Source organism: Epibacterium sp. MM17-32, from assembly GCF_022348205.1.
Lineage (GTDB): Bacteria > Pseudomonadota > Alphaproteobacteria > Rhodobacterales > Rhodobacteraceae > Epibacterium.
This window is the reverse complement of record NZ_JAKRFC010000023.1, coordinates 18,031-38,735: the sequence shown is the minus strand read 5'-3', so window position 1 is coordinate 38,735 and position 20,705 is coordinate 18,031. Positions and strand designations below refer to the sequence as shown.

The 20,705-nt window shown below is 66.2% G+C and carries 21 protein-coding genes; 12 read left to right on the top strand and 9 right to left on the bottom strand.

The window, feature by feature from the left end:
* Positions 1 to 350: 350 nt before the first annotated feature.
* Positions 351 to 2,447 carry a GH-E family nuclease gene (locus MHM88_RS22070; RefSeq protein ID WP_239369050.1) on the top strand — a complete coding sequence of 699 codons (2,097 nt, stop codon included), beginning with the start codon at positions 351 to 353 and terminating at the stop codon, positions 2,445 to 2,447.
* Between the two features lie 23 nt (positions 2,448 to 2,470).
* Positions 2,471 to 3,031: a hypothetical protein gene (locus MHM88_RS22065; protein WP_239369048.1), complete on the top strand. Its 561-nt coding sequence runs from the start codon at positions 2,471 to 2,473 to the stop codon at positions 3,029 to 3,031.
* 159 nt (positions 3,032 to 3,190) lie between these two features.
* Here MHM88_RS22065 and MHM88_RS22060 read toward each other — a convergent pair whose 3' ends face one another.
* Complete coding sequence (locus tag MHM88_RS22060) at positions 3,191 to 4,147, bottom strand: GlxA family transcriptional regulator (RefSeq protein ID WP_239369046.1); 957 nt, start codon at positions 4,145 to 4,147, stop codon at positions 3,191 to 3,193.
* A 225-nt stretch (positions 4,148 to 4,372) separates the two neighbouring features.
* On the opposite strand from MHM88_RS22060, the gene MHM88_RS22055 reads away from it, so the two are divergent.
* Positions 4,373 to 5,143 (top strand): MBL fold metallo-hydrolase, encoded by a 771-nt coding sequence (locus MHM88_RS22055; RefSeq protein WP_239369044.1) that lies wholly within the window; start codon positions 4,373 to 4,375, stop codon positions 5,141 to 5,143.
* A 337-nt stretch (positions 5,144 to 5,480) separates the two neighbouring features.
* Positions 5,481 to 6,998, top strand: coding sequence for an ABC-F family ATP-binding cassette domain-containing protein (locus MHM88_RS22050; RefSeq protein ID WP_239369042.1), 1,518 nt, complete (start codon positions 5,481 to 5,483; stop codon positions 6,996 to 6,998).
* 78 nt (positions 6,999 to 7,076) lie between these two features.
* Here MHM88_RS22050 and MHM88_RS22045 read toward each other — a convergent pair whose 3' ends face one another.
* Positions 7,077 to 7,994, bottom strand: a complete 918-nt coding sequence (locus MHM88_RS22045) for a LysR family transcriptional regulator (protein ID WP_239369040.1) — start codon at positions 7,992 to 7,994, stop codon at positions 7,077 to 7,079.
* Between the two features lie 108 nt (positions 7,995 to 8,102).
* On the opposite strand from MHM88_RS22045, the gene gstA reads away from it, so the two are divergent.
* The 4 genes from gstA (at position 8,103) to MHM88_RS22025 (ending at position 10,000) form a co-directional block, all read left to right on the top strand.
* Complete coding sequence (gstA, locus tag MHM88_RS22040; RefSeq protein ID WP_239369038.1) at positions 8,103 to 8,714, top strand: glutathione transferase GstA; 612 nt, start codon at positions 8,103 to 8,105, stop codon at positions 8,712 to 8,714.
* Positions 8,711 to 9,091: a nuclear transport factor 2 family protein gene (locus tag MHM88_RS22035; protein WP_239369036.1), complete on the top strand. Its 381-nt coding sequence runs from the start codon at positions 8,711 to 8,713 to the stop codon at positions 9,089 to 9,091. The genes gstA and MHM88_RS22035 overlap by 4 nt, the downstream gene beginning before the upstream one ends.
* A 3-nt stretch (positions 9,092 to 9,094) precedes the next feature.
* Positions 9,095 to 9,316 carry a 4-oxalocrotonate tautomerase family protein gene (locus MHM88_RS22030; RefSeq protein ID WP_239369034.1) on the top strand — a complete coding sequence of 74 codons (222 nt, stop codon included), beginning with the start codon at positions 9,095 to 9,097 and terminating at the stop codon, positions 9,314 to 9,316.
* A gap of 393 nt (positions 9,317 to 9,709) precedes the next feature.
* Positions 9,710 to 10,000 carry a PAAR domain-containing protein gene (locus MHM88_RS22025; protein ID WP_239369032.1) on the top strand — a complete coding sequence of 97 codons (291 nt, stop codon included), beginning with the start codon at positions 9,710 to 9,712 and terminating at the stop codon, positions 9,998 to 10,000.
* A 128-nt stretch (positions 10,001 to 10,128) separates the two neighbouring features.
* On the opposite strand, the gene MHM88_RS22020 is transcribed toward MHM88_RS22025, so the two are convergent.
* Entirely contained in the window at positions 10,129 to 11,094 is a 966-nt protein-coding gene (locus MHM88_RS22020) for a sodium-dependent bicarbonate transport family permease (protein ID WP_239369030.1), read from the bottom strand.
* Positions 11,095 to 11,192: 98 nt separating this feature from the next.
* Here MHM88_RS22020 and MHM88_RS22015 point away from each other — a divergent pair, with 98 nt between their 5' ends.
* Positions 11,193 to 12,104, top strand: a complete 912-nt coding sequence (locus MHM88_RS22015; RefSeq protein WP_239323476.1) for a hydrogen peroxide-inducible genes activator — start codon at positions 11,193 to 11,195, stop codon at positions 12,102 to 12,104.
* Positions 12,105 to 12,140: 36 nt separating this feature from the next.
* Here MHM88_RS22015 and MHM88_RS22010 read toward each other — a convergent pair whose 3' ends face one another.
* The 6 genes from MHM88_RS22010 to MHM88_RS21985 all read right to left on the bottom strand — a co-directional run bounded on the left by MHM88_RS22010 (position 12,141) and on the right by MHM88_RS21985 (position 16,324).
* Positions 12,141 to 13,529: a serine/threonine protein kinase gene (locus MHM88_RS22010; RefSeq protein ID WP_239369028.1), complete on the bottom strand. Its 1,389-nt coding sequence runs from the start codon at positions 13,527 to 13,529 to the stop codon at positions 12,141 to 12,143.
* Entirely contained in the window at positions 13,526 to 13,930 is a 405-nt protein-coding gene (locus MHM88_RS22005; protein WP_239323478.1) for a biopolymer transporter ExbD, read from the bottom strand. The genes MHM88_RS22010 and MHM88_RS22005 overlap by 4 nt, the downstream gene beginning before the upstream one ends.
* A gap of 2 nt (positions 13,931 to 13,932) precedes the next feature.
* Entirely contained in the window at positions 13,933 to 14,388 is a 456-nt protein-coding gene (locus MHM88_RS22000) for a biopolymer transporter ExbD (RefSeq protein WP_239323479.1), read from the bottom strand.
* Between the two features lie 6 nt (positions 14,389 to 14,394).
* Entirely contained in the window at positions 14,395 to 15,042 is a 648-nt protein-coding gene (locus tag MHM88_RS21995) for a MotA/TolQ/ExbB proton channel family protein (protein ID WP_239323480.1), read from the bottom strand.
* Positions 15,043 to 15,104: 62 nt separating this feature from the next.
* Positions 15,105 to 15,557: a hypothetical protein gene (locus MHM88_RS21990; RefSeq protein ID WP_239323481.1), complete on the bottom strand. Its 453-nt coding sequence runs from the start codon at positions 15,555 to 15,557 to the stop codon at positions 15,105 to 15,107.
* A 104-nt stretch (positions 15,558 to 15,661) separates the two neighbouring features.
* Positions 15,662 to 16,324, bottom strand: coding sequence for a hypothetical protein (locus tag MHM88_RS21985; protein WP_239369026.1), 663 nt, complete (start codon positions 16,322 to 16,324; stop codon positions 15,662 to 15,664).
* Positions 16,325 to 16,460: 136 nt separating this feature from the next.
* On the opposite strand from MHM88_RS21985, the gene MHM88_RS21980 reads away from it, so the two are divergent.
* From MHM88_RS21980 to MHM88_RS23245, 3 genes are all read left to right on the top strand, one after another.
* Complete coding sequence (locus tag MHM88_RS21980) at positions 16,461 to 16,889, top strand: DUF1036 domain-containing protein (protein WP_239369024.1); 429 nt, start codon at positions 16,461 to 16,463, stop codon at positions 16,887 to 16,889.
* Positions 16,890 to 16,979: 90 nt separating this feature from the next.
* Positions 16,980 to 18,485 (top strand): peptidoglycan-binding protein, encoded by a 1,506-nt coding sequence (locus MHM88_RS21975; RefSeq protein WP_239369022.1) that lies wholly within the window; start codon positions 16,980 to 16,982, stop codon positions 18,483 to 18,485.
* Positions 18,486 to 18,497: 12 nt separating this feature from the next.
* Positions 18,498 to 20,672, top strand: coding sequence for a M23 family metallopeptidase (locus MHM88_RS23245; protein ID WP_239369020.1), 2,175 nt, complete (start codon positions 18,498 to 18,500; stop codon positions 20,670 to 20,672).
* Positions 20,673 to 20,705 lie beyond the last annotated feature (33 nt).

Sequence of the window (20,705 nt, the reverse complement as noted above, 5' to 3'; positions counted from 1 at the left end):
GTTCACATCGAAGATGTCAGGAGTTCAAATCTCTTATCACCCACCATTCTCCTTTTTCTGATAGTGATGGTCGAAGGCCGGGAACGCTGATGCGCGTGTCCTGGTGATGAGATTTGGTGAACCGTCCCTAGAATCACTCTCCCTTAATTGATGTATCCCGGATGGCGCGGCGATGCGTTTCTTCCTGTTGGCATCGCTGGCGTGGGGTGGCACCGGCAGTCGGGCCACGCCTGTCACAGCGGGCTTGATCGCAGAGCGAAACAGCGCGACACTCGTGCACAGGTTGCACGTATTTTTCAGACACACGTCGGCGTGACGTCGCATTGACCCCAGCCATCGGGAGACATCTTTTGGGGAAGAATACATTCACTCTTGAGGATATCGATGCCTATCGGGGCCGGCCTGCGTTCACCGACGAAACCAAGGCGGAGATGGAAGCGCGCTGGAGCCGCCAGTCAAAGATCTATCAGCCGCAATTGGTCGATGTGAACGCTGAGCCGCAATTGCATGTCATCTGTCAGGCCTGCGGATGCCTTGGCCAGGCTGCGACGATGCACATCGGCCATATCACCACCTGGAAGGAGCATGTGAAGGCGGCGATGCGCGCCGAGCAGGCCAACACGATTTCCACCCGCACCCTGATCGCACTGTTCAACGATCCGTCAAACCTGCGCTGGGAGCATGCGGTCTGCAACGAGTCCCACGCCTTTGAGGAAGGCGATCCATTTGCCAAGGGGCTGGACCCGGAGATCAAGCTGGCGATGCTGGCGCGGGTGAAATTCATCCGCGAAGGCGGGTTCGCGCCCGACGCCATCAAACAGATGACGCCGCAAGAGTTCCAGCGCCACGCCAATCGCAAATTTGTCCCCACCGGAGAGGAGGGCGCACCGCAGGCCAGCGAGATGACGACCGGCGCGCAGATCAGCACGGCGGCGCTGCCGCCCCGGATCGACAATGACGAGGACAAGCCCATCGACCTGTCGACGCTCACGCGCAAGAGCCTCGGCTGGTTTGGTGACACGCGCAAGGCGCTGTTTCGCGTCTGGAACGGTCTGGGCTTGGTTGGTGATGTCGGGCAGATCACCTACCTCAGATGCGGATCCTGTCAGCGGTTCACCGAGGGCTCCTCGATGCATATGGGGCACAAGACGGTCTGGAAATTGCATCTGCAAAACAAGGGTGTCACCAATCTCAAGGATGCCAAGATCGCCTATAACGATCTGGATAATCTGCGCTTTGAATGTTCCAAGTGCAACACCAGCCATGACTGGGAAAGCCTGACCGAAGAAGAACAGGACGCGCTTGATAACGCGTTGTACCGGGTTGCGGACCAAAGCGGGATGGCGGACGAGAGCCGGCTGATGCGCACCCTCGTGTTCGGCGAACTCAAGAACCTGCCGGACGATCTTGTGGTCGACGGCGAGCTGATGCGCCGGGTGGCGGCCTTTGCCCGGGCCCAGGGTGCAATGGAGGCGCTTGGCGCCATGGCCGAGGCGCTGGCCGGCGAGCTGGACGCGGAACGCCGGGCGGCGGATTTGAGCGGTCAGGCCGTGATCGATGATGCCATCGCCAGCGAGGCCGAGTCACGCGCACATGAGGCCGAAGAGAACGCCCGGCAGATGCAGGACTACGTGATTGCGGAACGCGCGCGGTTCGAGCAGGAGGCGGCACAGGCCCACGACCGCGCCCAGGCGATGATCCATGAGGCCGAACTGGCCGCGCGTCAGGGTCGGGCGACCCAATCCGACGTCGATCAGGCCTATTACGCGTTTGAGCAGGTCAGGCAGGACTTTGAAGAGCGCAACCTGATGGTGTCCGGCCATGAACATGACACGGCACAGGCTGTTGGGGCGGCGCAGGAGGCCCGACATGTGGCGGAGGGGCTGATCCGCGATGCGCAGCTCTCTCGCGCGCGGTTCGAACAGGCCGACACCGCCCTGAAAACGCTGCGCGCCGAGAATGAACGCCAGCGCGAAGCCCGCGCCGAGGCGATGTATGGGATCGCCCGTCAGGCGGCCGATGACTGGAGTGCGGACGAACAGTATTTCATGCTGCGCGGTGTTCTCGATCCGGCGCAGCTGGACGGGCTGAAGCTGTTGCAGGCCGCGCTGCGCGCCGAAGACGATTATCCCCATGAAAACAGCGCGTTCCGAAAGGACCGGATCCTGAACGAAGTCGAACTTGGGCTGCGCTACAGCAAGCTCGATTACAAATCGCCCGAGTTCAGGGATGCGGACAGCCGCCGGGCGCTGGTTGATCGCGCCTTTGCCTATGCCCATGCACGGGAGGCCGGGCTCCAGCGTTTGCCCGACCCCAAGCTGCGATTGGGCGGGCGGGAGGTGCCGATGGACCTGCTCTATGACAATCTGGTGGTGATCCGGGAAACTGGGCAACCCTCGGATGAGGTCAAACGGATCTTCATGCAGAAGCTGAACGGCGCGTATTGAGGCATGGCAGGGGAAGAGTGAACATGGCACCCAGTTTGGACAGGCTGAACGACACTCAAGCGGACTTCATCCGTCGGTTTGTGCTGTCGGTCCCGGAAGCCACTCGCGCTGACGCGGCCGGTATCGACTCCCCGGAGGGCGGCGTTCCGGGGGCCGACACCATGAGCACGGCGCCGCTGGCGGGGGCGATCAGCCTTGTGGCGCTGCAAAAGGCGCGGTTGGGCTGGGACGGCGAGCGCATGCGCGTGGCGGCGGAGTTGAAAAAGCTGGAAGCGGCGATGGTCGCAGCCTTCAAGGAGGCCGATGATGCACGTGACATGGCGGGCATCGCAACAAAGGTCCACGGGGTGCTGGAGGTGATCGACGCGCGCCTGCTGGACACGCTGGACGACGCACTTATGGCCTCGGACGCGAGCGCGCGCGGGGCGTTGCTGTCGAAATCTGCGGGGCTGGTTGACCAGTATCTGGCCGATCTGGACGGGCATCCGCTGATCCAGCTGGTCGAACACAACCCGTTCCTGCGCGTGAATGTCACCACGGGCCTGCGCCGCGCACTGCGGGGGCTGCGGGCGGAACTGGTTTAACCGGCGACGCGTCAGGAACGATCCCGGCGTCAGGCCGCCACACGCGCAGATCGCAACACCGACATCGGCGCAACACCCGCCGCCAGCGATGGGCTTCTGGTGGGGATTGGTACGACACCTATCGTGCGAGGTGCCGCTCCGGTTCAGGGCAACGGTTCGCTATGCGTGAAACCGCTGTCGGTATTCGCCCGGCGTCAGCCCGACGATCCGATGGAAGACCTTGCGGAACGCGCCGGCGTCGGCATAGCCCACCTCCCAGGAGATACGCTCGACAGGGTGGCGGCTGAATTGCAGCAGCTCCTGCGCCTTGGCCACGCGCAGGCGCTGGGTATACTCCGTGGTCGTCAGGCCGGTGGCCTTGCGGAAACGGCGCAGCAAGGTGCGCTGCTCCAGCCCGGCCTCTGCCGCCAGAGTCGCAAGCCGCGCCTCCTTGCCCTCGTGCCGTTGCAGGAAATGCTGGACCTTGAGGACCGGCGCATCGCCATGGGTCAGCCGCGGGGCGAAGCCGCTGTAATAGCGCTGTTCCCGCCCCGGCGGGTCGACCAGCATCATCCGCGCGGTCTTTGACATGACCAGGGGGCCGAGGAAGCGATCGACCAGCTTGAGCCCGAGATCGGTCCAGGACATCAGCCCACCCGCCGAAATGATGTCACCGCCATCGATGATGAGACGATCGGGATCCAGATCGACCTCTGGAAAGCGGTCGCGGAAGGCATCGGCATAGGCCCAATGCGTGGTGACCGCGCGCTGCCGCAGCAATCCGGTCTCGGCCAAGAGGAACGCCCCACCGCAGACGGAGGCCAGGATCGCACCGTTTGCGTGGTGTCGGCGCAGCCAACTGGCGAGGGGTGCTGCGGTTTCGGCCCTGATCGGCGCGTCGAGCGAGGGCGGCAAAATCAGCACGTGCCAGGGATCACCGGAGGTATCCGGCAGCGCCGGCGCAGTGTCGGCGGCCGTGCTGCTCATCGCCTCGATCATCCGGACCTGAAGCCCCCGCGTGTCTTCCTGTGGTTCCGGGATCATGCGTGCGGCGACCTGAAACAGGTCTGCCAGCCCCATGGCCGCGGAGCGCTGCGCACCAGGGTAGAGAACGATGCCGATCCTCACCTCTCCCATTTGTCGATATCACCCTCTTTAATGTCGATTGCGCCAATGGTGACAGGCCTACGCCGCTGCCAATTTGACGTCAAGAGAGACGCAGGACGGACAAGACCCCGTCGAACGGGGCCTGACCGCCCTCGACATTCAAAGCAGGTCTTGGCCCGGTGGCCCCCCGCCATCGGACCAGATCGCCGCGGCCAACGCGATGCGCCACATCGCCCAAAGACTTGGAGTGAGACCATGAAAATTCACCAGATCCGCAACGCCACCCTGACCGTGACCTTCGGCGGCAAGCGGTTTCTTGTTGATCCCTACCTGGCCGAAAAAGACGCCTATCCCGGCTTTGACGGCACGGTGAACAGCGAGATCCGCCAACCGCGCGTGGCGCTGCGCACGCCGATGGACAGAATTCTCGATTTCGATGCGCTGATCCTGACGCACCTGCATCCCGACCATTTCGACGCGGCCGCCGTGGCGCTGCTGCCGCGGGACAAGCCGGTCTTTGTGCAGAACTACTCGGATGCCGAGCTGATCAAGGCCATGGGCTTTACCGATGTGCGGCCGCTGGGGATCGAAACCCGGTTCGGCGAGATCACGCTGTCGCGCACGCGCGGCCAGCATGGTTCGGACCAGGCCTATGTCTACGGCGCCGAACGTCTGGGCAGCGTCATGGGCGTCGTCTTCCGCGCCGCGGGGGAAAAGACGCTCTATCTCGCGGGGGACACCGTCTGGAACCAGATGGTTGCGACGAACCTGGACATGTTTGCACCCGATGTGATCGTGCTCGCCGCAGGCGATGCGCAGGTGCCGGGGCTGGGGTCGATCATCATGGGGGCGGCCGACGTCAAGACCGTCCATGATGCGGCGCCCACGGCGCAGATCATCGCCAGCCACATGGAAACCGTGAACCATTGCGTGCTATCCCGCGCTGGGTTGCAGGACTTTGCCGTGCGCAACGGCATGACCGAGCGCCTGTGGATCCCGGAAGATGACGAGATACTGGAGTTCTGAACACAGAGCCGTGCCCGTGCAAAACGTGACGATCAGGGGAGGGCAGGGTGCTGGCGGTCCTACTGCAACCGCGCGCCTCTTCCAGCGCCAATGCGGGCAACCTCGGCTTTTTTGCGCCAGGCCCTTGCTGCGCCGGGCGATGTTTTCTAAGCTCAGGCGGAAACGTCACGATCCACAACGGGAGGGCACAAGCTGAACATGCGTATCATCCGCCGACTTCGGCACGGTCCCCGTTTCGCCCTGTGAATTCGTTTGCAGGGCGGGCCTGAGGCATAACATCTCAATCGGTCTGCCCAGAGCCGCACCGCGGCACCTTGATCTATGAGCAGAGATTTCGATGACTGTTATGAATATCAACGCCCTGAGCGTTGTCCTGGGCGCGCCCCTTTTTGAAAACCTGAACCTGACCATCTCCAAAGGCGACCGCATCGGGCTGGTTGCTGCCAATGGCCGCGGGAAAACCTCGCTTCTGGACTGTTTGTCCGGCGGCTCCGAGCCCACAAGCGGCACCATCGTGCGCGCACGCGGGGTGCGGGTCGGATATGTGACGCAATATGTTCCGCAGGAGGCCTATTCCCGGACCCTCTACGACTATGTGTTGGGCGCGCTCCCACCCGAGCAGGCCGATTATGAAAGCTGGCGCGTGGATGTTGTTCTCGGGGATCTCAGCATCCCTTACGAGCTGCAACACCGGCCGTTGAACGAGCTCAGCGGCGGCTGGCAGCGCACGGCGCTCCTTGCGGCGGCCTGGATCACGGAACCCGATGTTCTGTTGCTGGATGAGCCAACCAACCATCTGGACCTGAGGCGTATCGGATTGTTGCAGGACTGGCTTTCGCAGCTGCCGCGGGATGTCTCGGTTGTGATCACCTCGCATGATCGGGCCTTTCTGGACGCCACAACCAACCGAACGCTGTTCCTGCGTGCCGAGCGGTCGCGTGCATTTGCGCTGCCGTTCACCAAGGCCCGCGCCGCGCTCGACGAGGCCGACGCCACGGACCGGCGGCGTTTTGAAAATGATCTGAACAAGGCGCAACAATTGCGCAAGCAGGCCGCAAAGCTGAAGAATATCGGCATCAATTCGGGCTCTGACCTTCTGGTCACCAAGACAAAGCAGCTCAACGCCCGCGCCGACAAGCTTGAGGCCGCTGCCAGCCCCGCCCATCAGGATCGCAGCGCGGGTGACATCAAGCTGGCCAACAGCGGCACCCATGCCAAGGCATTGGTGACGTTGGACGACGTGCCGGTTCAAACGCCAGAACGTCAGCTGCTCTACAGGACCGGGCAGAAGTGGATCCTTCCGGGTGATCGCATCGTGCTTCTCGGGGCCAACGGCACTGGAAAGACGCGGCTGGTCACTCTGATCCAGCAGGCTCTGGCGGGGCAGGAGGGGCCGGTCAAATGCGCGCCGTCGGTTGTGCCGGCCTATTCGGATCAGCATCTGAGCCAGCTGTCAGACCGGGACACGCCCATGACTGCGGTGACCGGACAATTCGACATCGGTGACCAGAGGGCGCGCGGTGTCCTGGCCGGGGCCGGGGTCAACATACAGATGCAGGATACCCGGATTGCAGCCCTGTCTGGCGGGCAGAAGGCGCGGTTGGCGATGTTGATCCTGCGCCTGAAGAACCCGAACTTCTACCTGCTTGATGAACCAACCAATCATCTGGATATCGACGGGCAAGAAGCGCTTGAGGAAGAGCTGATTGCGCACAACGTGTCGTGTCTGCTCGTCAGTCACGACCGCAGTTTCCTGCGCAACGTTGGCAACCGGTTCTGGCTGATCAACGGCAGAAGGCTGGAGGAGGTTGACAGCCCTGACCCCTTCCTGGCGGGGGAAATGAGCGCCCGGTGAATGGCATGGTCCGCATTGAGCGCTGGGCACCCGGCGTTTGCTGCGGCCCTTTGCGCCCGCCCGCAGCGAACGCGCTCGTCATCGGCGCGGGCGTTCCGGACCCGTGTCCGCTGCGGGCGGGCTTGGCTGTCCAAGCCGGTTCCAGAGCTCATCGGCAACAACCCCCACGGCGCGATCCCGGCGCCTCATCTTGAAAATCATGGTCCGGCGCGGCGGGAACCCCTCGACATTCAAGGGCAGCAAAGCGCCGGATCGCCGTTCCGCCTCTGTCATGTGATCGGGCAAACCGCCCCAGCCCAGACCGGCAAGGATCACCTTCTTCTTGGCGGCCAGGTCCGACACGGTCCATTTCAACCCGCCGGGCAGCAGGTCGCGGCTCTGATCGTGGGTCGCGCCACCCGTGCCGGCGGCGACCACCTGGACATGGCTTTGCATTTCGGAGGCGGCCAAGGCGCGGGAACCGGTGGGCAGGCCCAGGCCGGGACTGGCCACGGGCCGGATCGTGACCTCTGCAACCGGTTCGGCCTCAACGTCGTTCAGCGGCACCCCCTCGAGGGAGGCGAGCGCAATATCCGCCTGTCCCTCCATCAACCGGGCAATCGGACCTCCCATCATCTCCATCCGCAGCCGAAGATGGGTGACCGGGTGGCGCCGGCCGGTCTCTGCAAGCGCGGGCAACAGAGGATCGAGGTCCAGTGTCGCGCTGACGGCCAGGGTCAGCTCCGGCTCCTCGCGGGCGCGCAGCTGGGCGGCAGTGGTGCGTAGCCCCTGCATCTGCCGCAGCACCCGGGACGCCTCGCGATAGAAGACCTCACCCGCCGGGGTCAGCACGGGACGGTAGGCGTCGCGGCTGAACAGGTCCAGCTCCAGTTCCGCTTCCAGTTGGCGGATCGAATGGCTGATGGCGGATTGTGACTTGTGCAGCCGGTCCGCCGCGCCCCGAAAGGTGCCGGTCGCGACAATGGCATCCAGGGCAATGAGCTGATCGTGTTTCATAGGCCTCCAACATGATCGAATACTTCGATCATAATGACGAGAACACAATATTATAAATCCATCATGTCAAGGGCTAGTCAGAGGACATCATAACCACAGGAGACTGTCATGAAACTCTACTACAAGCCCGGAGCCTGCCCGCTGGCCAGCCATATCGCCCTGCATGAAACCGGCCGTCAGTTTGAAATCGAAGCGGTCGATACTGCGACGGGCCGGACCGAAAGCGGCGCCGATTATCGCGCGATCAATCCCAAGGGCTATGTTCCGGCCCTGGGGCTGGACGACGGCACTGTCCTGACCGAAGGCGCGGCTGTCTTGCAGTATATCGCAGATACCACCCCGGCCGCAGGGCTGGCGCCGACAGCGGGCACTCTGGCACGGGCGCGGATGCAGGAGCAGCTCAACTGGATCGGAACCGAATTGCACAAGGCCTTTGGTCCGCTGTTCCGTGCGGGCACGTCCGAGGCAGAACAGGACGCGGCGCGGGTCGCGGTTGCGGGCAAGTTCGATTTCATCGAGACCCAGCTGGCGGATGGTCGCGCCTGGCTGGTCGACGACCGGTTCTCGGTGGCAGATGCCTATCTGTTCGTGGTGTCGAACTGGGCCAATTTCACCGGTATCGATCTGGCCCGCTGGCCCAATCTGGCCGCCTTTGTCGGCCGCTGTGCCGCCCGACCGTCCGCGCAGGCGGCGATGCGCGCCGAGGGGCTGATCCAATGACGCCCGCCGCCCACACACAGGTCGGCGCGGTGATGGAGGCCTATTTCGAGGGGCTTCATCAGGCCGACAGCACCCAGCTGCGCAAGGTCTTCCATCCGCATCTGGCCTATGTCTGCGCCACCGAAGGGGATGAGCTCTATCTTGATCTTGAGACCTACATGGCCCGCGTGGACGGGCGCGAGCCCCCGGTGGCACGTGGCGACCCGCGAGAGGAGCAGATCCTGGAGATTGCCTTCGCGAGCAGCCGGCTGGCCCATGTCAGCGCCCGGATGACGATGATGGGCCGCGACTTCCACGACCTCCTGACCCTGGTCCGTTACGGTGCGGAGTGGCGCATTGTCACCAAGGTGTTTTCCTATGTGCCGCGAGAGGATTGAGTGATGCCCTATGTGAACATCAAAGTGACCCGCGAAGGCGGCCCCGACGGCGCCGGTCCCAGCGCCGCGCAGAAAGCGCAGCTGATCAAGGGGGTGACCGACTTGCTGCAGGACATCCTGGGCAAGAGCCCGGCGACAACGTTTGTTGTGATCGACGCGGTTGCGCTGGACGATTGGGGGATCGGCGGCCTGCCGGTGCAGGACTACCGGGCGCAGACCCGGTGAAGCGCGGCTGACAGAGAGGTCTGCGCCAACCGATCCGGCCTGTGGGGGCGATCACTGCGCATCGCCCCCATCTCCGCACGCTCTGACGGTCTCGCCCTGCAGTCGTTGATCAGCGATGTTCCGGGGGCTTGCTGCGAGGAGGGCGGTGGTGTCTGCTGTCCTGCGCCTTTGACCGGCCAACGGACGGAGCTCTTGAAAACCGGAACAGCCTCCTGCACCACATCGAAGACAAATTTGCGGGTTGGGGTGTGGCCAGGATGTCTACAAACACCCTGAGGTTGAACATTTGCAGAGTTTCCTCGATGATGCGCCAAAGGCAATTTTCAAAGACGTTTTGACCACATCCAGACCATTGGTCTTGCAATCGAATCAATTATCCAAGGAGTGCAGCGCATGCCAGCCGCGGGACGAAAAGACGACATCGGATCAGGCCATGATGGCTTCCCGCCAACACCCGCCACCTCCGGGAGCGGTGATGTGGGCATCAACGGCAAACCCGCGCTTCGCGAGGGAGATGCCTTTGAGGCGCATTCCAAGCCGAAGCATCCGCCGCATGGGCGGGCGCTGGCGGCTGGATCTGGCAGCGTGTTTATCAATGGAAAACCGGCGGGCCGTGTCGGCGACGCCATCGACTGCGGCGGGTCCGTCGCCAATGGCTCTGATGATGTGTTTATTGGCGGGTAAATGCGTCACGCCGTGCCCTGCGCCGGGTGAGCGCGACTGACTACTGACGCGACGCTTACGGGCCGGACGCTGCGGTCGGGTGGAGGAGGCCTGTGCCCCCTCCACTTTGACACGCTGTCAGAGCAGCTTCACACCAGCCCGGCCAGCCAGAGGTAGAGCGGCAGGCCGATGGTGATGTTGAAGGGGAACGTCACGCCGAGAGAGAGCGTCAGGTAGATCCCGACCTCGGCCTGGGGCAGGGCGATCTTCATCGCGGCGGGCACGGCGATGTAGGAGGCGGAGGCGGCCAGCACCATCAACAGGAACAGGCTGCCGGTCTGTAGCCCGATCAATGTACCCGCGCCCATGGCAAGCGTCGCGCCGATCATCGGCATCAGCAGGCCAAAGGCGAACAGCCCCGCGCTCAGCAGGTGCCGGTTGCGCAGCAGGCTGCGACCGGCCGACAGACCCATGTCCAGCAGGAACAGGCAGAGGATGCCGGTGAAGGGCGTCACCACGAAGGGGGCGATCATCTCCATCCCCTTGTCCTGCGTCACCGCGCCGATCAGGAACGCCCCGGTCAGCAACACGATGGAGCCGTTGGCGAAGAGTTCACGCATCGGCACATGGGCGGTCTGGGCGTCGCGGCCAAACCGCTGCGCGATCCACAGGGCCGACAGGATCGCGGGCACCTCCATCATCGCGGCCACCGCGACCATATAGCCGTCCGATGTGATCCCGGTGAGGTCCAGCAGGCTTGTGGCGGCGACGAAGGTCACGATCGAGATCGACCCGTAGTGCCCCGCCACGGCGGCGGCATTGAGCGCGTTCAGCCGGGTCATGCCGCGCAGCAGCGCATAGGCGAGGAAGGGGATCGCGAAGGACAGCGCAAGCCCGGCGGCGATGGCGGTAAAGACCTCGGTATCAAGACCGTTTTGCGCCAGGCTGTGGCCCCCTTTGAAGCCGATGGCGAGCAGCAGGTACAGCGACATGAATTTCGCCGCGCCCTCCGGGATCGACAGGTCGCTGCGCACCACGGCGGCCAGCAGCCCAAGGACAAAGAACAGGATCGTCGGCACCATCAGGTTGCCGAGCAGGGTGTCGAGTATTTGCATCGCGGGAGTCTCCGGAACAGGGTTTTGCGCCTGTTGCCAGCTTTCGATCCATAGCTTAAATACAATCTGCTGCTCTGCAAAATAGCTTTGGTGAATACATGCGTCCGACCCTGCGCCAGATGGACTATATCGTCACGGTTCACCAGCTCGCCAGTTTCAGCCTTGCGGCGGACAAGCTGAACGTGAGCCAGCCCAGCCTGTCGAACCAGGTTGCGGCGGTGGAGACCGATCTCGGCGTGCGCCTGTTTGAGCGCAGCCGGGCCGGGGTCCGGACCACCGCGCGCGGGCTGGAGTTCGTCACCCGCGCCCGCCGCATCCTCTCCGAGGTCGAGACGCTGCGCGGGGTGATGCTGTCGGACCTGCCCTTTGGCGGGCGCCTGCGGCTGGGCGTGCTGCCCTCCATTGGCCCCTATCTGTTGCCGCAGGCGATGAAGGCCCTGCACGAGGCGCAGCCCGATCTGCGGGTCATCGTGCGTGAGGAGAATACGCTCAGCCTCGATGAGGGGCTGCGCAACGGGCGCTTTGACGCGATCATCTCCACCCCCGAGGACCACCCCAACACCGTACAGCATCCGCTGTTTGTCGAGCCGCTCTGGGCGGCGGTGGCCGAGGATCATCCGCTGTCTGAACGGGAGGGGATCGGGGCGGCGGATCTTGGCGGGCAGCGGTTGCTGACGCTTGACACCGGGCACCGTCTGGCGCGCATCGTTTACGGCATCGCGGGGCAGAGCGGGGCGATCGTGTCGGACGACTACGAAGGCACGAGCCTCGATTCGATCCTGCTGATGGCGGCCACCGGTGCCGGGATCGGCATCCTCCCGGACCTGTTTGCGCGCCGGCAAGGCATTCACCGCAGCGAGGTGCGCGTGCTGCCCCTGCAGATGGCCGAGGCGGATCGCACCATCAGCCTGCTGTCGCCGATCGACCGGTCGAGCGCGACGACAGAGCATCTCGCCGAGATCCTGCGGACCGCAGCCGAGGCGTATCACCTGAACACATTGCGGCGCTGAGATCTCCGCCGCGCCGTCGTGGGGGGCCTTGGGACCTCAGCGCACGTCGAAGGTGGCGATGGCCAGGGCGGCGCGACCGGAGAGGCTGCCGGGCAGATCGCTGAACACATCGGCGGCCAGGCGGCCGCTGCGATCGCGGATCTGGCGCAGGGGGCTGGGGCTGGCGACCGCAAGCAGCATCTGCGCGGTGTCGCGTTGCGGTCCGGCCCGGGTCACCGGCACGTCAAAGCGGGTGAAATTGCCCGATTGCGACAGGAAGCGTTGCAGGTCCTGAACCACGCCATTGTTGTCCACCAGCAGCAGCGCCACGTATTTGCCGGCGGTGCCACGCAGCACGCCGGTGATCCGTCCACCACTGGCAACACTGCGGCTTTCGAGGCGCAGGCCAAGGCGGGTGGCCGGGTAGTCCCGGTTGCCACGCACATAGTCGACCGCCGGGCATTGGCGCGGATCCAGCAGCGTTCGCGTCTGGCGCAGCGCCGCGTCGGTCTGGGTCAGCACGGTGTCGGAGAAGGTGGCAAAGGCGGTGTCCTGTGCCGCCATCATGTCGAGGCCGACGCCCTCTGCGCCATCGCGCCGGGGCAGGGTGAGCAGGCAGTCCGGGCCGCCGTTGTTGCGGATCTGGCGGATCAGGTCACCGACGGCAAGGTCCTGCGCGCTGGCCACCGGGCGGGCGGGCGCGGCGGATGCGGTCTCGCCTGTCGGGGCCGTCGGGGCGGCGCTGGTTTCGGGCGCGACCAGCGAGACCGGCTGCAAGCCGCCCTGTGGATCGGCGGCGGCGGTCAGAGTGCTGCCGCTGGCGACCGGGGCAACCGGGGTTGCGGAGATCGTCTCGGCGCTGCTGGCGGGCAGGGCCGACAGGGTTTCGGGGATCAGCGGGTTGCTGTCCTCGGGGATCAGCGGTGACAAGGGCGAGTCCTGCGGGACGGGATCTGCGACCACCGGGCTCAGCGTCTCCAGCTCCGGTTCGAGGGTCTCCGCCTCGACCGGCGTGGCGGTCTCGGCCTCGGGCGGGGCGGGGTCCGGGGGGACGACCTCGGGCTCCAGCGTTTCGGGGACAACCGGCTCTGGCGTGTCGGGCTCCGGCTCCGGCGCCAGCACCTCGGGATCCGGGCCGGGGTCGGCGGACAGGCTGTCCTCGGTGGTGTCCACCGGCTCCAGCGGCGGCACTTCGGCGGCGCTCTCCGCCAGGGCTTCGGCCCCGGCCAGACCGTCGCGCAGCTCCAGCCCGGCGAGCGTGTCGGAATCCAGCGGTTGCAGCGTGACCGTGTAGCGCGGCCCGTCCGGCTCGGCGTCGGGCAGGCTCAGAAACGGCTGCACCCCGCCAAGGAGCAGCGCCGCCACCGCGGCATGCGCCAAGAGGGAGCCACCGCTGGCGAAGATCCAGCCCCGGGAGTCGGAACGGCCATAGGGGAGCGTGCTCACGTCTGCGCCTGTTCGTGGATGGTGACCAGGGTGATGTTGAGATCGCCAAACACCGGCTGCGCAAGCAGGTCCAGCAGATCGAGGGCGGGGGCGGTGCGTTCCATCAGCACATAGAGGGTGGTGCCGGCGGGCACGGAAGCGGCGAGCTGATCCAGCGTGGTGACATCGCCATCCAGCCGCAGGCTGCCGTCCGGGCGCACTTCCAGCAGCGGGCTGGGCAGCTGCTCGGGGGCGAGTTCCTCGGTCGCGGGCAAATCGATCTGGATGTCGCGGGTCGACAGCAGCGACCCGCTGGCGAGGAAGAACAGCAGCAGCAACAGCACGACGTTGACGATCGCCAGTGAGGTATCGGTCTGCACCATCTGCGGGCGCGGCGGCAGAAGCGGGGCGCGGCGGGCCATGGTCACAGCCCCCCTGCGCTGATCTGCACAGCGGTGACATCGGCAGCCTGGAGATGCGCCAGAACCGTGGCCACATCCTGCACCCGGGCCGAGGCCCGCACGATCAGGATCACCGAGGCGGGGCCGCCATCGCTGCCGAGGGCGGCGGCGAGATCGGGCAGGGCGGAGAAGTCGAACCTCTGGCCCTGGATGTTCAGCGCATCCGCATCCAGGTTCCACAGCGGCGCGGAGGTCGCCCCTCCGGGCTGCGCCGCAACCGGATCAGCCGCCCCCGCCCCGGTGCCGACGCGCTGGTCCGACACCGGATCGGTGTGTTGCAGCGGCAGCAGCGCATAGGGGGTCAGGCTGGAGGACAGCATGAAGAAGACCAGCAGCTGAAACATCACATCCGCGAGCGAGGTCAGGGTGAAACTGACCCGACGCTTGCGGACGGGAAGGTCGAGCCGGTTCAGATGCATGTCGGGTCAGCCCTGTACGCGCGCGGATTGATCGACCCGGCCGTGGATGGCGGCGGAGATCAGCACCTCGATCAGGTTGCGCTCGCGCTCGATGCGGGAATCCAGCCAGCTGGTCAGGAAGAAGGCCACCAGCGCCACGGCCAGACCGGCGGCGGTGGTGGTCAGCGCGGTCCAGATCCCGCCGGCCAGAGCGGCCGGATCGGCGGCGGCCTGGGATTGCGCCAGGACGGAGAAGGCGTCGATCATGCCGATCACCGTGCCCAAAAGACCCATCATCGGCGCTGCATGCACCGCAATCTCCAGAAGCCGCATGCGATCAGACAGCGTCGACAGTTCGGCAATGGCGGTCTGGCGGCCCAGCTCCTCGGCATAGGCGGTTTCGCCGGGCCGCGCCCGCAACCCGGTAAAGACCGCATGCAGGATGCGCGACAGCACCGATTGCCGGGCGGCTGCCTGCTGCATCGCCGTTTCGGCCTGACCGGACAGCCAGGTGTTGATGATCTGCTCGGCCAGATGCCGCCGCCCTACACCCAGACGCGAGAATTGCAGCAGTTTGAAGAAGAAGACGGACACCACGGTGACCGACATCACCGCCAGGGCGGCAAAGACGGTCAGCGTCAGCGGGTCGAACATATCAGCCCGGAACTGGGTCATGAAGCTACTCCATGGCGCGGCCACTGGAGGCGGCCGGGCATTCAGGAAACAAAGGGAACGGTTCAGATACCGAACTGGATCGGGGTGCGGGAGCTGGCCACCAGCCCGGCCATGCAGAGATCGCTGGCGGTGCCGTCACTGGTGACGCAGGCGGGGGAATCATTGACCACGATGCGCGAGATCGAGCCGCAGCCGGTCTCGGCCAGATCGAATTGCAGGATCTTGGTCTTGCCCTCGGTCAGCGCGCCGAATTCCAGCACCAGAAGCCGTGTCACCACGCCCTCACCGTCAAACAGCGCGATCTGGTAGGAGGCGCGTTCCAGCGCGGTGGTGGATTGGTTGGTCGCCACATAGGTCAGCCGGCAGCTGCCGTTGCCGGTCTCGGTCACCGAATTCAGGTCGAGCTGAAACGCGTCAGCGGCCTCGGTGGCCTCCTGCGCGGCGACGGTGGTTGTGTGCGATGCGATAAATGCGGTGGCCAGCAGGGTGGCCCTGGCCGCGGAAAGAATGCCCATATTGCCCTCAACGAGTCTGTTCGTGAAATCGCGGCCATTTGGGCGACAATACCGCCTACAGGTCAACCGGGAAATTTCGGAAATTGATGCCCGTCAGGGGCGAATCACCGGAAAACGCCGATGAAGAAACTGGGGCTGGGGGTCTCGGCCGGGCGACGCGCCAGTTGAGGCGGCAGCGACACCAGGGCCGGGCTGTGGTCCGACGCCAGCTCCACCCGTTGCGGGGCGACCGGCAGCAGCGGATCCGCCTCGGCAACCACAATGCCCGACGGGCGGGCCTTTGGCCGCGGCGAGGTCGACCAAGAGGGCGCCGGATCAGCGGACCCCGGAGACGCAAGCAGCGGTGCCGCCTGCGCATCAAGATCGATCACCGGGCGCAGCCGTTGTGGCCGGGTGGACTCCTGCTGGCCGGACAGCGCGGCCTGACGGTAGAGCGGCGCGCGCGGCTTTGTCAGGGGCTGCGGCTCCGCTGCGGGCTGTTCCGGCAGGGTGGCGCGCGGTGTCACGCCGGTCGCCTCAGGGGCAGAGGAGCGGGCCGGGGATGAGGCTGGGGCGGCGGTCATCCGAGCGGTAGGCTGCGGCAGGGCGGCGGGCTCGACCAAGGCCTGTGTCGCGATCCCTGCTGGCTCGGACGGGGCAGCCGGAAGCGTCTGCAACGTGCTGAGACGGCTCTGACCGGACATCATTCCGTGCCCATAGGACAGGACAAGCCCGGCAGAGACAGAGAGCGCGGCGATACCAGCGGTGATTGCAATCAAACGAACCATGGCGGAAATGTAGACCTCATTTTCCGGATTGCCAGCCCATTGCGAAACGAACAGTCTGCGGCGGGCGGCACATGTTGCCATAATCTCACGTCCGGGACTGGCCGCCGCGATTATCTTGAGGTCTGATGGTGAAGGAATGCTGAAGATTTTCAATCCTATGGCACTGATGGCCTGCGGTGTCGGCGTAATCCTGCTGGGCACTGGCACCGCGGCGCGGGCGGCGTTTACCTTCTGCAACCAGACGCTGGACGTGGCCAACGTGGCGATCGCCTCATACGAGGATGGCGGCTTTGAAAGCGCCGGCTGGTGGGTGGTGGGCCCCAACCAATGTGCCGAGGTCATCAGCCAGAGGTTGACCTCGCGATTTGTCTATGTGTTTGCCAAGGACGTGTTTGGCCGGGCGCTGCTGGACGGGGCGACTCCGATGTGCGTGGATCAGGGCCGGTTCAGCATTCGCGGCGAGGGGGATTGCCTGACCCGGGGGTTCCTGGACGCGCGGTTTCACGAGGTGGACACGCAGCAATCTGACAGTTGGTCATTTTTTCTGCGTTCTGCGCGTGATTGAGGTGAGGTTCCGGTCGCTTCTGGTGCGCGTGCACGGTATGGTTGCGGCATTGCGCCCGCTGTTCTTCTGTATTCACCGTCGAGGCTGATTTTGACGTTTGCTCCCCGCTGGATTTCTTGGCTGTTTGGCCGTGGCGCCTGTTTGCGTGGCGCGCTGGCGGCCTGTCTCTGTGCCGGTTCCGTGACCGCCCAGGACTGGTCGGCGCTGGTGGTCGGCGATACCGGTGACGGCGCGGGCCGGGCCTTTGCCGATGCCTATTATGCCGCCGAGGCCCTGCGGGGCTGGACGCAGGCGACGCCGGTGCTGTTGCGCAATGCCCGGCTGGATGCGGTCGAGGCGGCGCTGACGGAAATACGGGGACAGCAGCGGCTGGTGATCTATTTTGCCGGGCCGATGTCCGGAACCGCGCCCCGGATCGACGGTGCGGCGGTGCCCCTGACCCCGCGGATGGCACCGCTGGCGGCAGCGGGCTTGCGTGAAGTGCTGGTGCTGGTGGAAAACTGCGCCGGTGCGGGCGCGGCCACCGCATTGCCGGATCTGGAGGTGGCGGCGGAGGTGACGCTGGTGCTTGCCAGCAGTGCCGCGACCGGGGCGGCCTGTCCGCCCACCGGGCAGCGCCTGAGCGATGTGCTGAAGGCGGCGGCGGCCAGTGCTCAGGCCCCGGATCAGAGCCTGCGTCCGTTCCTGCGCCGGGGGCAGCTTGAGGAGCTGAGCGATCTGTCGAGCGCACCTGCATCCTCGGCGACGCCAGCGGCGGAGGCGCCGGTGTCGGCGGTTGCTGATCCTGCACCGGCGCGTCCGCGCGAGCAGGTGACAATCACCGATGTGGTTCGGATCACTCCGGTCGGTACGCCTGTCAGCGCTCCGGCCAGCGTCGCCATCCAGCCCGCTCCGAATGGCGGGGCGGGGGCGGCTACAGCGGCACTGACACCGGTGCGGGCGCCGGCCTCCTCGTCTGCTACGGCTCCGGCGCAGGGGGGCAGTGCTGACGGAACGCCGGTGGTGATCTTCTCTCCGGTGAACCCGTCGCAGCTGGCGGCGGTGCCACAGGCCGACGGCCTGCCCGAGCCCTCGATCATTGTCGGGCTGATCGAAGAAGGTGACGCGAATTTCGCCGCGGCGCTGGACACCGTGGATCTGTCGGGCAGCGAGATCAGCTATGATGACGTGACCGCGCGCAACCAGCTGCGGGGGGCTGATCCGGAGCTTTATGCCTCGCTGCTGGAGGCGGGGGCTTTTGATCCGCCGGGGCCGGTGTTGGTGCAGGCCTTGCAGCAGGAGCTGGCGCGCATGGGCTGCTACACCAGCCGGATCGACGGCGCCTGGGGGCCGGGGTCGCAGGGAGCGGTGCGGCGCTACTATGCCGAGGTCGGCAGCCCGGTGCTGTCTCTGGCGGCCGAGATCCCGCTGTTCCGGGATATTGTCAGCCGGGCGGATGTCACCTGTGCAGCCCCGGTGGCGGCGGCGCGGCCGCGCAGCAGTACGCCCACAGCGACGCGGCAGCCGGCGGCATCCTCTGGCACATCGGCGCCCGCCAATACGCCGGCACAGACGCAGATTGCCCCGGGGGCCGCCCTGGGTGGGGTGTTCCGCTAGAGGGGACGTCGGGTGAATTTTACCATTGATCCGGCGTTTCAACGCTCGACCGCGCAGGCCCGCAAGCGACGGCGGCGCCGCCTGCTGCTGCGGGGGCTGGGGGCAGGCGTTGCCCTGGCGGCGCTGGCCACGGTTGGAGTGTGGCTCTGGGGGCGGCAGGACGCACGCGGTGCGGGAGAGCTGGCGATGGTGCCGACCGAGGTTCCGGATCCGTCGGCAACCGAGACCCGCAGCCGGGCGATGCTGAACCTGCGTCGGGCGCCGATGCTGCTGCATCTGGAGGCGGGCGCGGCGCGCGGGGTGCGCCAGGTGCCGCTGCCCGCCGGTGGCCTGCCCGGGCGGGCCGCAGCCGGGCAGGAGGCACAGGTGACGGTGGTGCAGGACAGCCTGCTGGCGCCGGGGCGCAACCTGGTGCTGCAACTGCCGTCCGGGCGCGACGATTTTGCGCTGTTTCAGGCCCAGCGGCGCCGGGCGCTGGATCAAGCCACAAGCGCCGCCGCTCAGGGCCGTGGCGGCCTGTCGCAGGCGCGCGACAGCAGCGTCGCCCTTGCCCGCCGCGCCGACCGCCGCGCGCCGCTTGCCGAAGAAAAGATCATCGTGCTCAACGCCGAACAACCCTTGCAGGAGGTGCTGGTCGACAGTGGCTTTGCGGCGGGGCAGGCGGCGCGGGTGGCGGCGGCCGCCGTCCGCGAGGTCGGGGCACCGGAGGCGGCGCTGCCCGCGGGCAGCGTGGTGGCGCTGCGCTGGCGCTCCCGCCCCGAGGCGGCAGCGCAGCGCCAGTTGTTGCAGATGTCGCTCTACGGGCCCGAGCGCTACCTTGCCAGCCTGGCGCAGACCGGGCCGGGACGGTTCGCCCGCGCCGCCGACCCCTGGGCGGAGCAGGATCTGCTCGGCCGCTCGGCCCGCGCCGCCAGTCCCGAGCCCGCCGGGCGCAGCGTGCGCCTGATGGATGCGCTCTATTCCACCGCCCTGCGCAACGGGGTGGCGACCGGCGTGGCGGGGGAGTTGATCGTGATGATGTCACGCCAGTTCGACCTGGAGCGCCTGGCCGAGCGCGACGATCAGGCGGTGGTGCTGCTGGCGCCGGGCGGTGGCGCCGGGGCGGGCGGGCGCGCCGGGCAGATCCTCTATGTCGGCATCGAAGGGCCCGCCGGGCAGATGCGCTGCTACGTGATCCCGCTGCCGGGACCGGACGGCGGCTTTGGCTGCTACGACGGGGCCGCGGGCACGTCGGCGGCGGCGGGAGGTGTGCGGCTGGGGGCCGGGTTGGTGATCCCGGTGACCGGGGTCAAGACCAGCGGTTTCAGCATGCGGATGCACCCGATCCGCAACAAGATGCTGCCGCATAATGGTGTTGACTGGGCGGCGCCGGAGGGCACCCCGGTCTATGCCGCGCGTGCCGGAAAGATCCGCCTCGCCGGAGACAGCGGCAGCTATGGCACCCTTGTCGCCATCGACCACGGCGACGGGCTGGAAACGCGCTACGCCCATCTGCAGCGATTGGCGGATGGTATGGCACCGGGGATGCAGGTGGCGGCGGGCGACCAGATCGGCTTTGTCGGCTCCACCGGGCGCTCCACCGGGCCGCATCTGCATTTCGAGCTGTGGGTGGACGGGCGCCCCACCGATCCGGCGCGGTTTGGCAGCACCGCCGTGGCGGCGCTGGTCGACCGGATCATCCAGGTGGAAAGCGGCGGGCGTGCCGATGCGCAGAACCCGCTGTCCTCGGCAACCGGGGCGGGGCAGTTCATCGCCAGCACCTGGATGCGGATGATGCAGAGCTATCGCCCCGATCTGGTGGCGGAGATGTCGCGCGAGGAGCTGCTGGCGCTGCGGCTCGATCCGCGGCTGAGCCGGGAGATGGTGGAGCGGCTGGCCCAGGAGGGCGAAGCCTATCTGCGCGCGCGGGGTCACCAGGTCACCGCGGGGCGGCTGTATCTGGCGCATTTCCTCGGCGCGGAGGGCGCGCATCGGGCGCTGGCGAGCGATCCGGAGCAGAGCGTCGAAGAGGTGCTGGGGGCGCAAGTGGTCAGCGCCAACCCGTTCCTGACCGGCAAGCGGATCGCGGATCTGCTGGCCTGGGCGGATCGCAAGATGCGCCACAAGGGCCGGCAGCGGACCGCGCCGGTGCCGCCAGAGATCCGCACCTATATGGCAAAGGTGGATGCGATGCTTGCCGCGTTGTAGTCGGCCCTGCGCTCCCTCAGCGGCCCGACGCCA

Coding starts and splice junctions, on each gene's coding strand:
- MHM88_RS22065 (WP_239369048.1), top strand. CDS start 2,471: ATGGCACCCAGTTTGGACAGGCTGAACGACACTCAAGCGGACTTCATC.
- MHM88_RS22060 (WP_239369046.1), bottom strand. CDS start 4,147: ATGGGAGAGGTGAGGATCGGCATCGTTCTCTACCCTGGTGCGCAGCGC.
- MHM88_RS22055 (WP_239369044.1), top strand. CDS start 4,373: ATGAAAATTCACCAGATCCGCAACGCCACCCTGACCGTGACCTTCGGC.
- MHM88_RS22050 (WP_239369042.1), top strand. CDS start 5,481: ATGACTGTTATGAATATCAACGCCCTGAGCGTTGTCCTGGGCGCGCCC.
- MHM88_RS22045 (WP_239369040.1), bottom strand. CDS start 7,994: ATGAAACACGATCAGCTCATTGCCCTGGATGCCATTGTCGCGACCGGC.
- gstA (WP_239369038.1), top strand. CDS start 8,103: ATGAAACTCTACTACAAGCCCGGAGCCTGCCCGCTGGCCAGCCATATC.
- MHM88_RS22035 (WP_239369036.1), top strand. CDS start 8,711: ATGACGCCCGCCGCCCACACACAGGTCGGCGCGGTGATGGAGGCCTAT.
- MHM88_RS22030 (WP_239369034.1), top strand. CDS start 9,095: ATGCCCTATGTGAACATCAAAGTGACCCGCGAAGGCGGCCCCGACGGC.
- MHM88_RS22025 (WP_239369032.1), top strand. CDS start 9,710: ATGCCAGCCGCGGGACGAAAAGACGACATCGGATCAGGCCATGATGGC.
- MHM88_RS22020 (WP_239369030.1), bottom strand. CDS start 11,094: ATGCAAATACTCGACACCCTGCTCGGCAACCTGATGGTGCCGACGATC.
- MHM88_RS22015 (WP_239323476.1), top strand. CDS start 11,193: ATGCGTCCGACCCTGCGCCAGATGGACTATATCGTCACGGTTCACCAG.
- MHM88_RS22005 (WP_239323478.1), bottom strand. CDS start 13,930: ATGGCCCGCCGCGCCCCGCTTCTGCCGCCGCGCCCGCAGATGGTGCAG.
- MHM88_RS22000 (WP_239323479.1), bottom strand. CDS start 14,388: ATGCATCTGAACCGGCTCGACCTTCCCGTCCGCAAGCGTCGGGTCAGT.
- MHM88_RS21995 (WP_239323480.1), bottom strand. CDS start 15,042: ATGACCCAGTTCCGGGCTGATATGTTCGACCCGCTGACGCTGACCGTC.
- MHM88_RS21990 (WP_239323481.1), bottom strand. CDS start 15,557: ATGGGCATTCTTTCCGCGGCCAGGGCCACCCTGCTGGCCACCGCATTT.
- MHM88_RS21985 (WP_239369026.1), bottom strand. CDS start 16,324: ATGGTTCGTTTGATTGCAATCACCGCTGGTATCGCCGCGCTCTCTGTC.
- MHM88_RS21980 (WP_239369024.1), top strand. CDS start 16,461: ATGCTGAAGATTTTCAATCCTATGGCACTGATGGCCTGCGGTGTCGGC.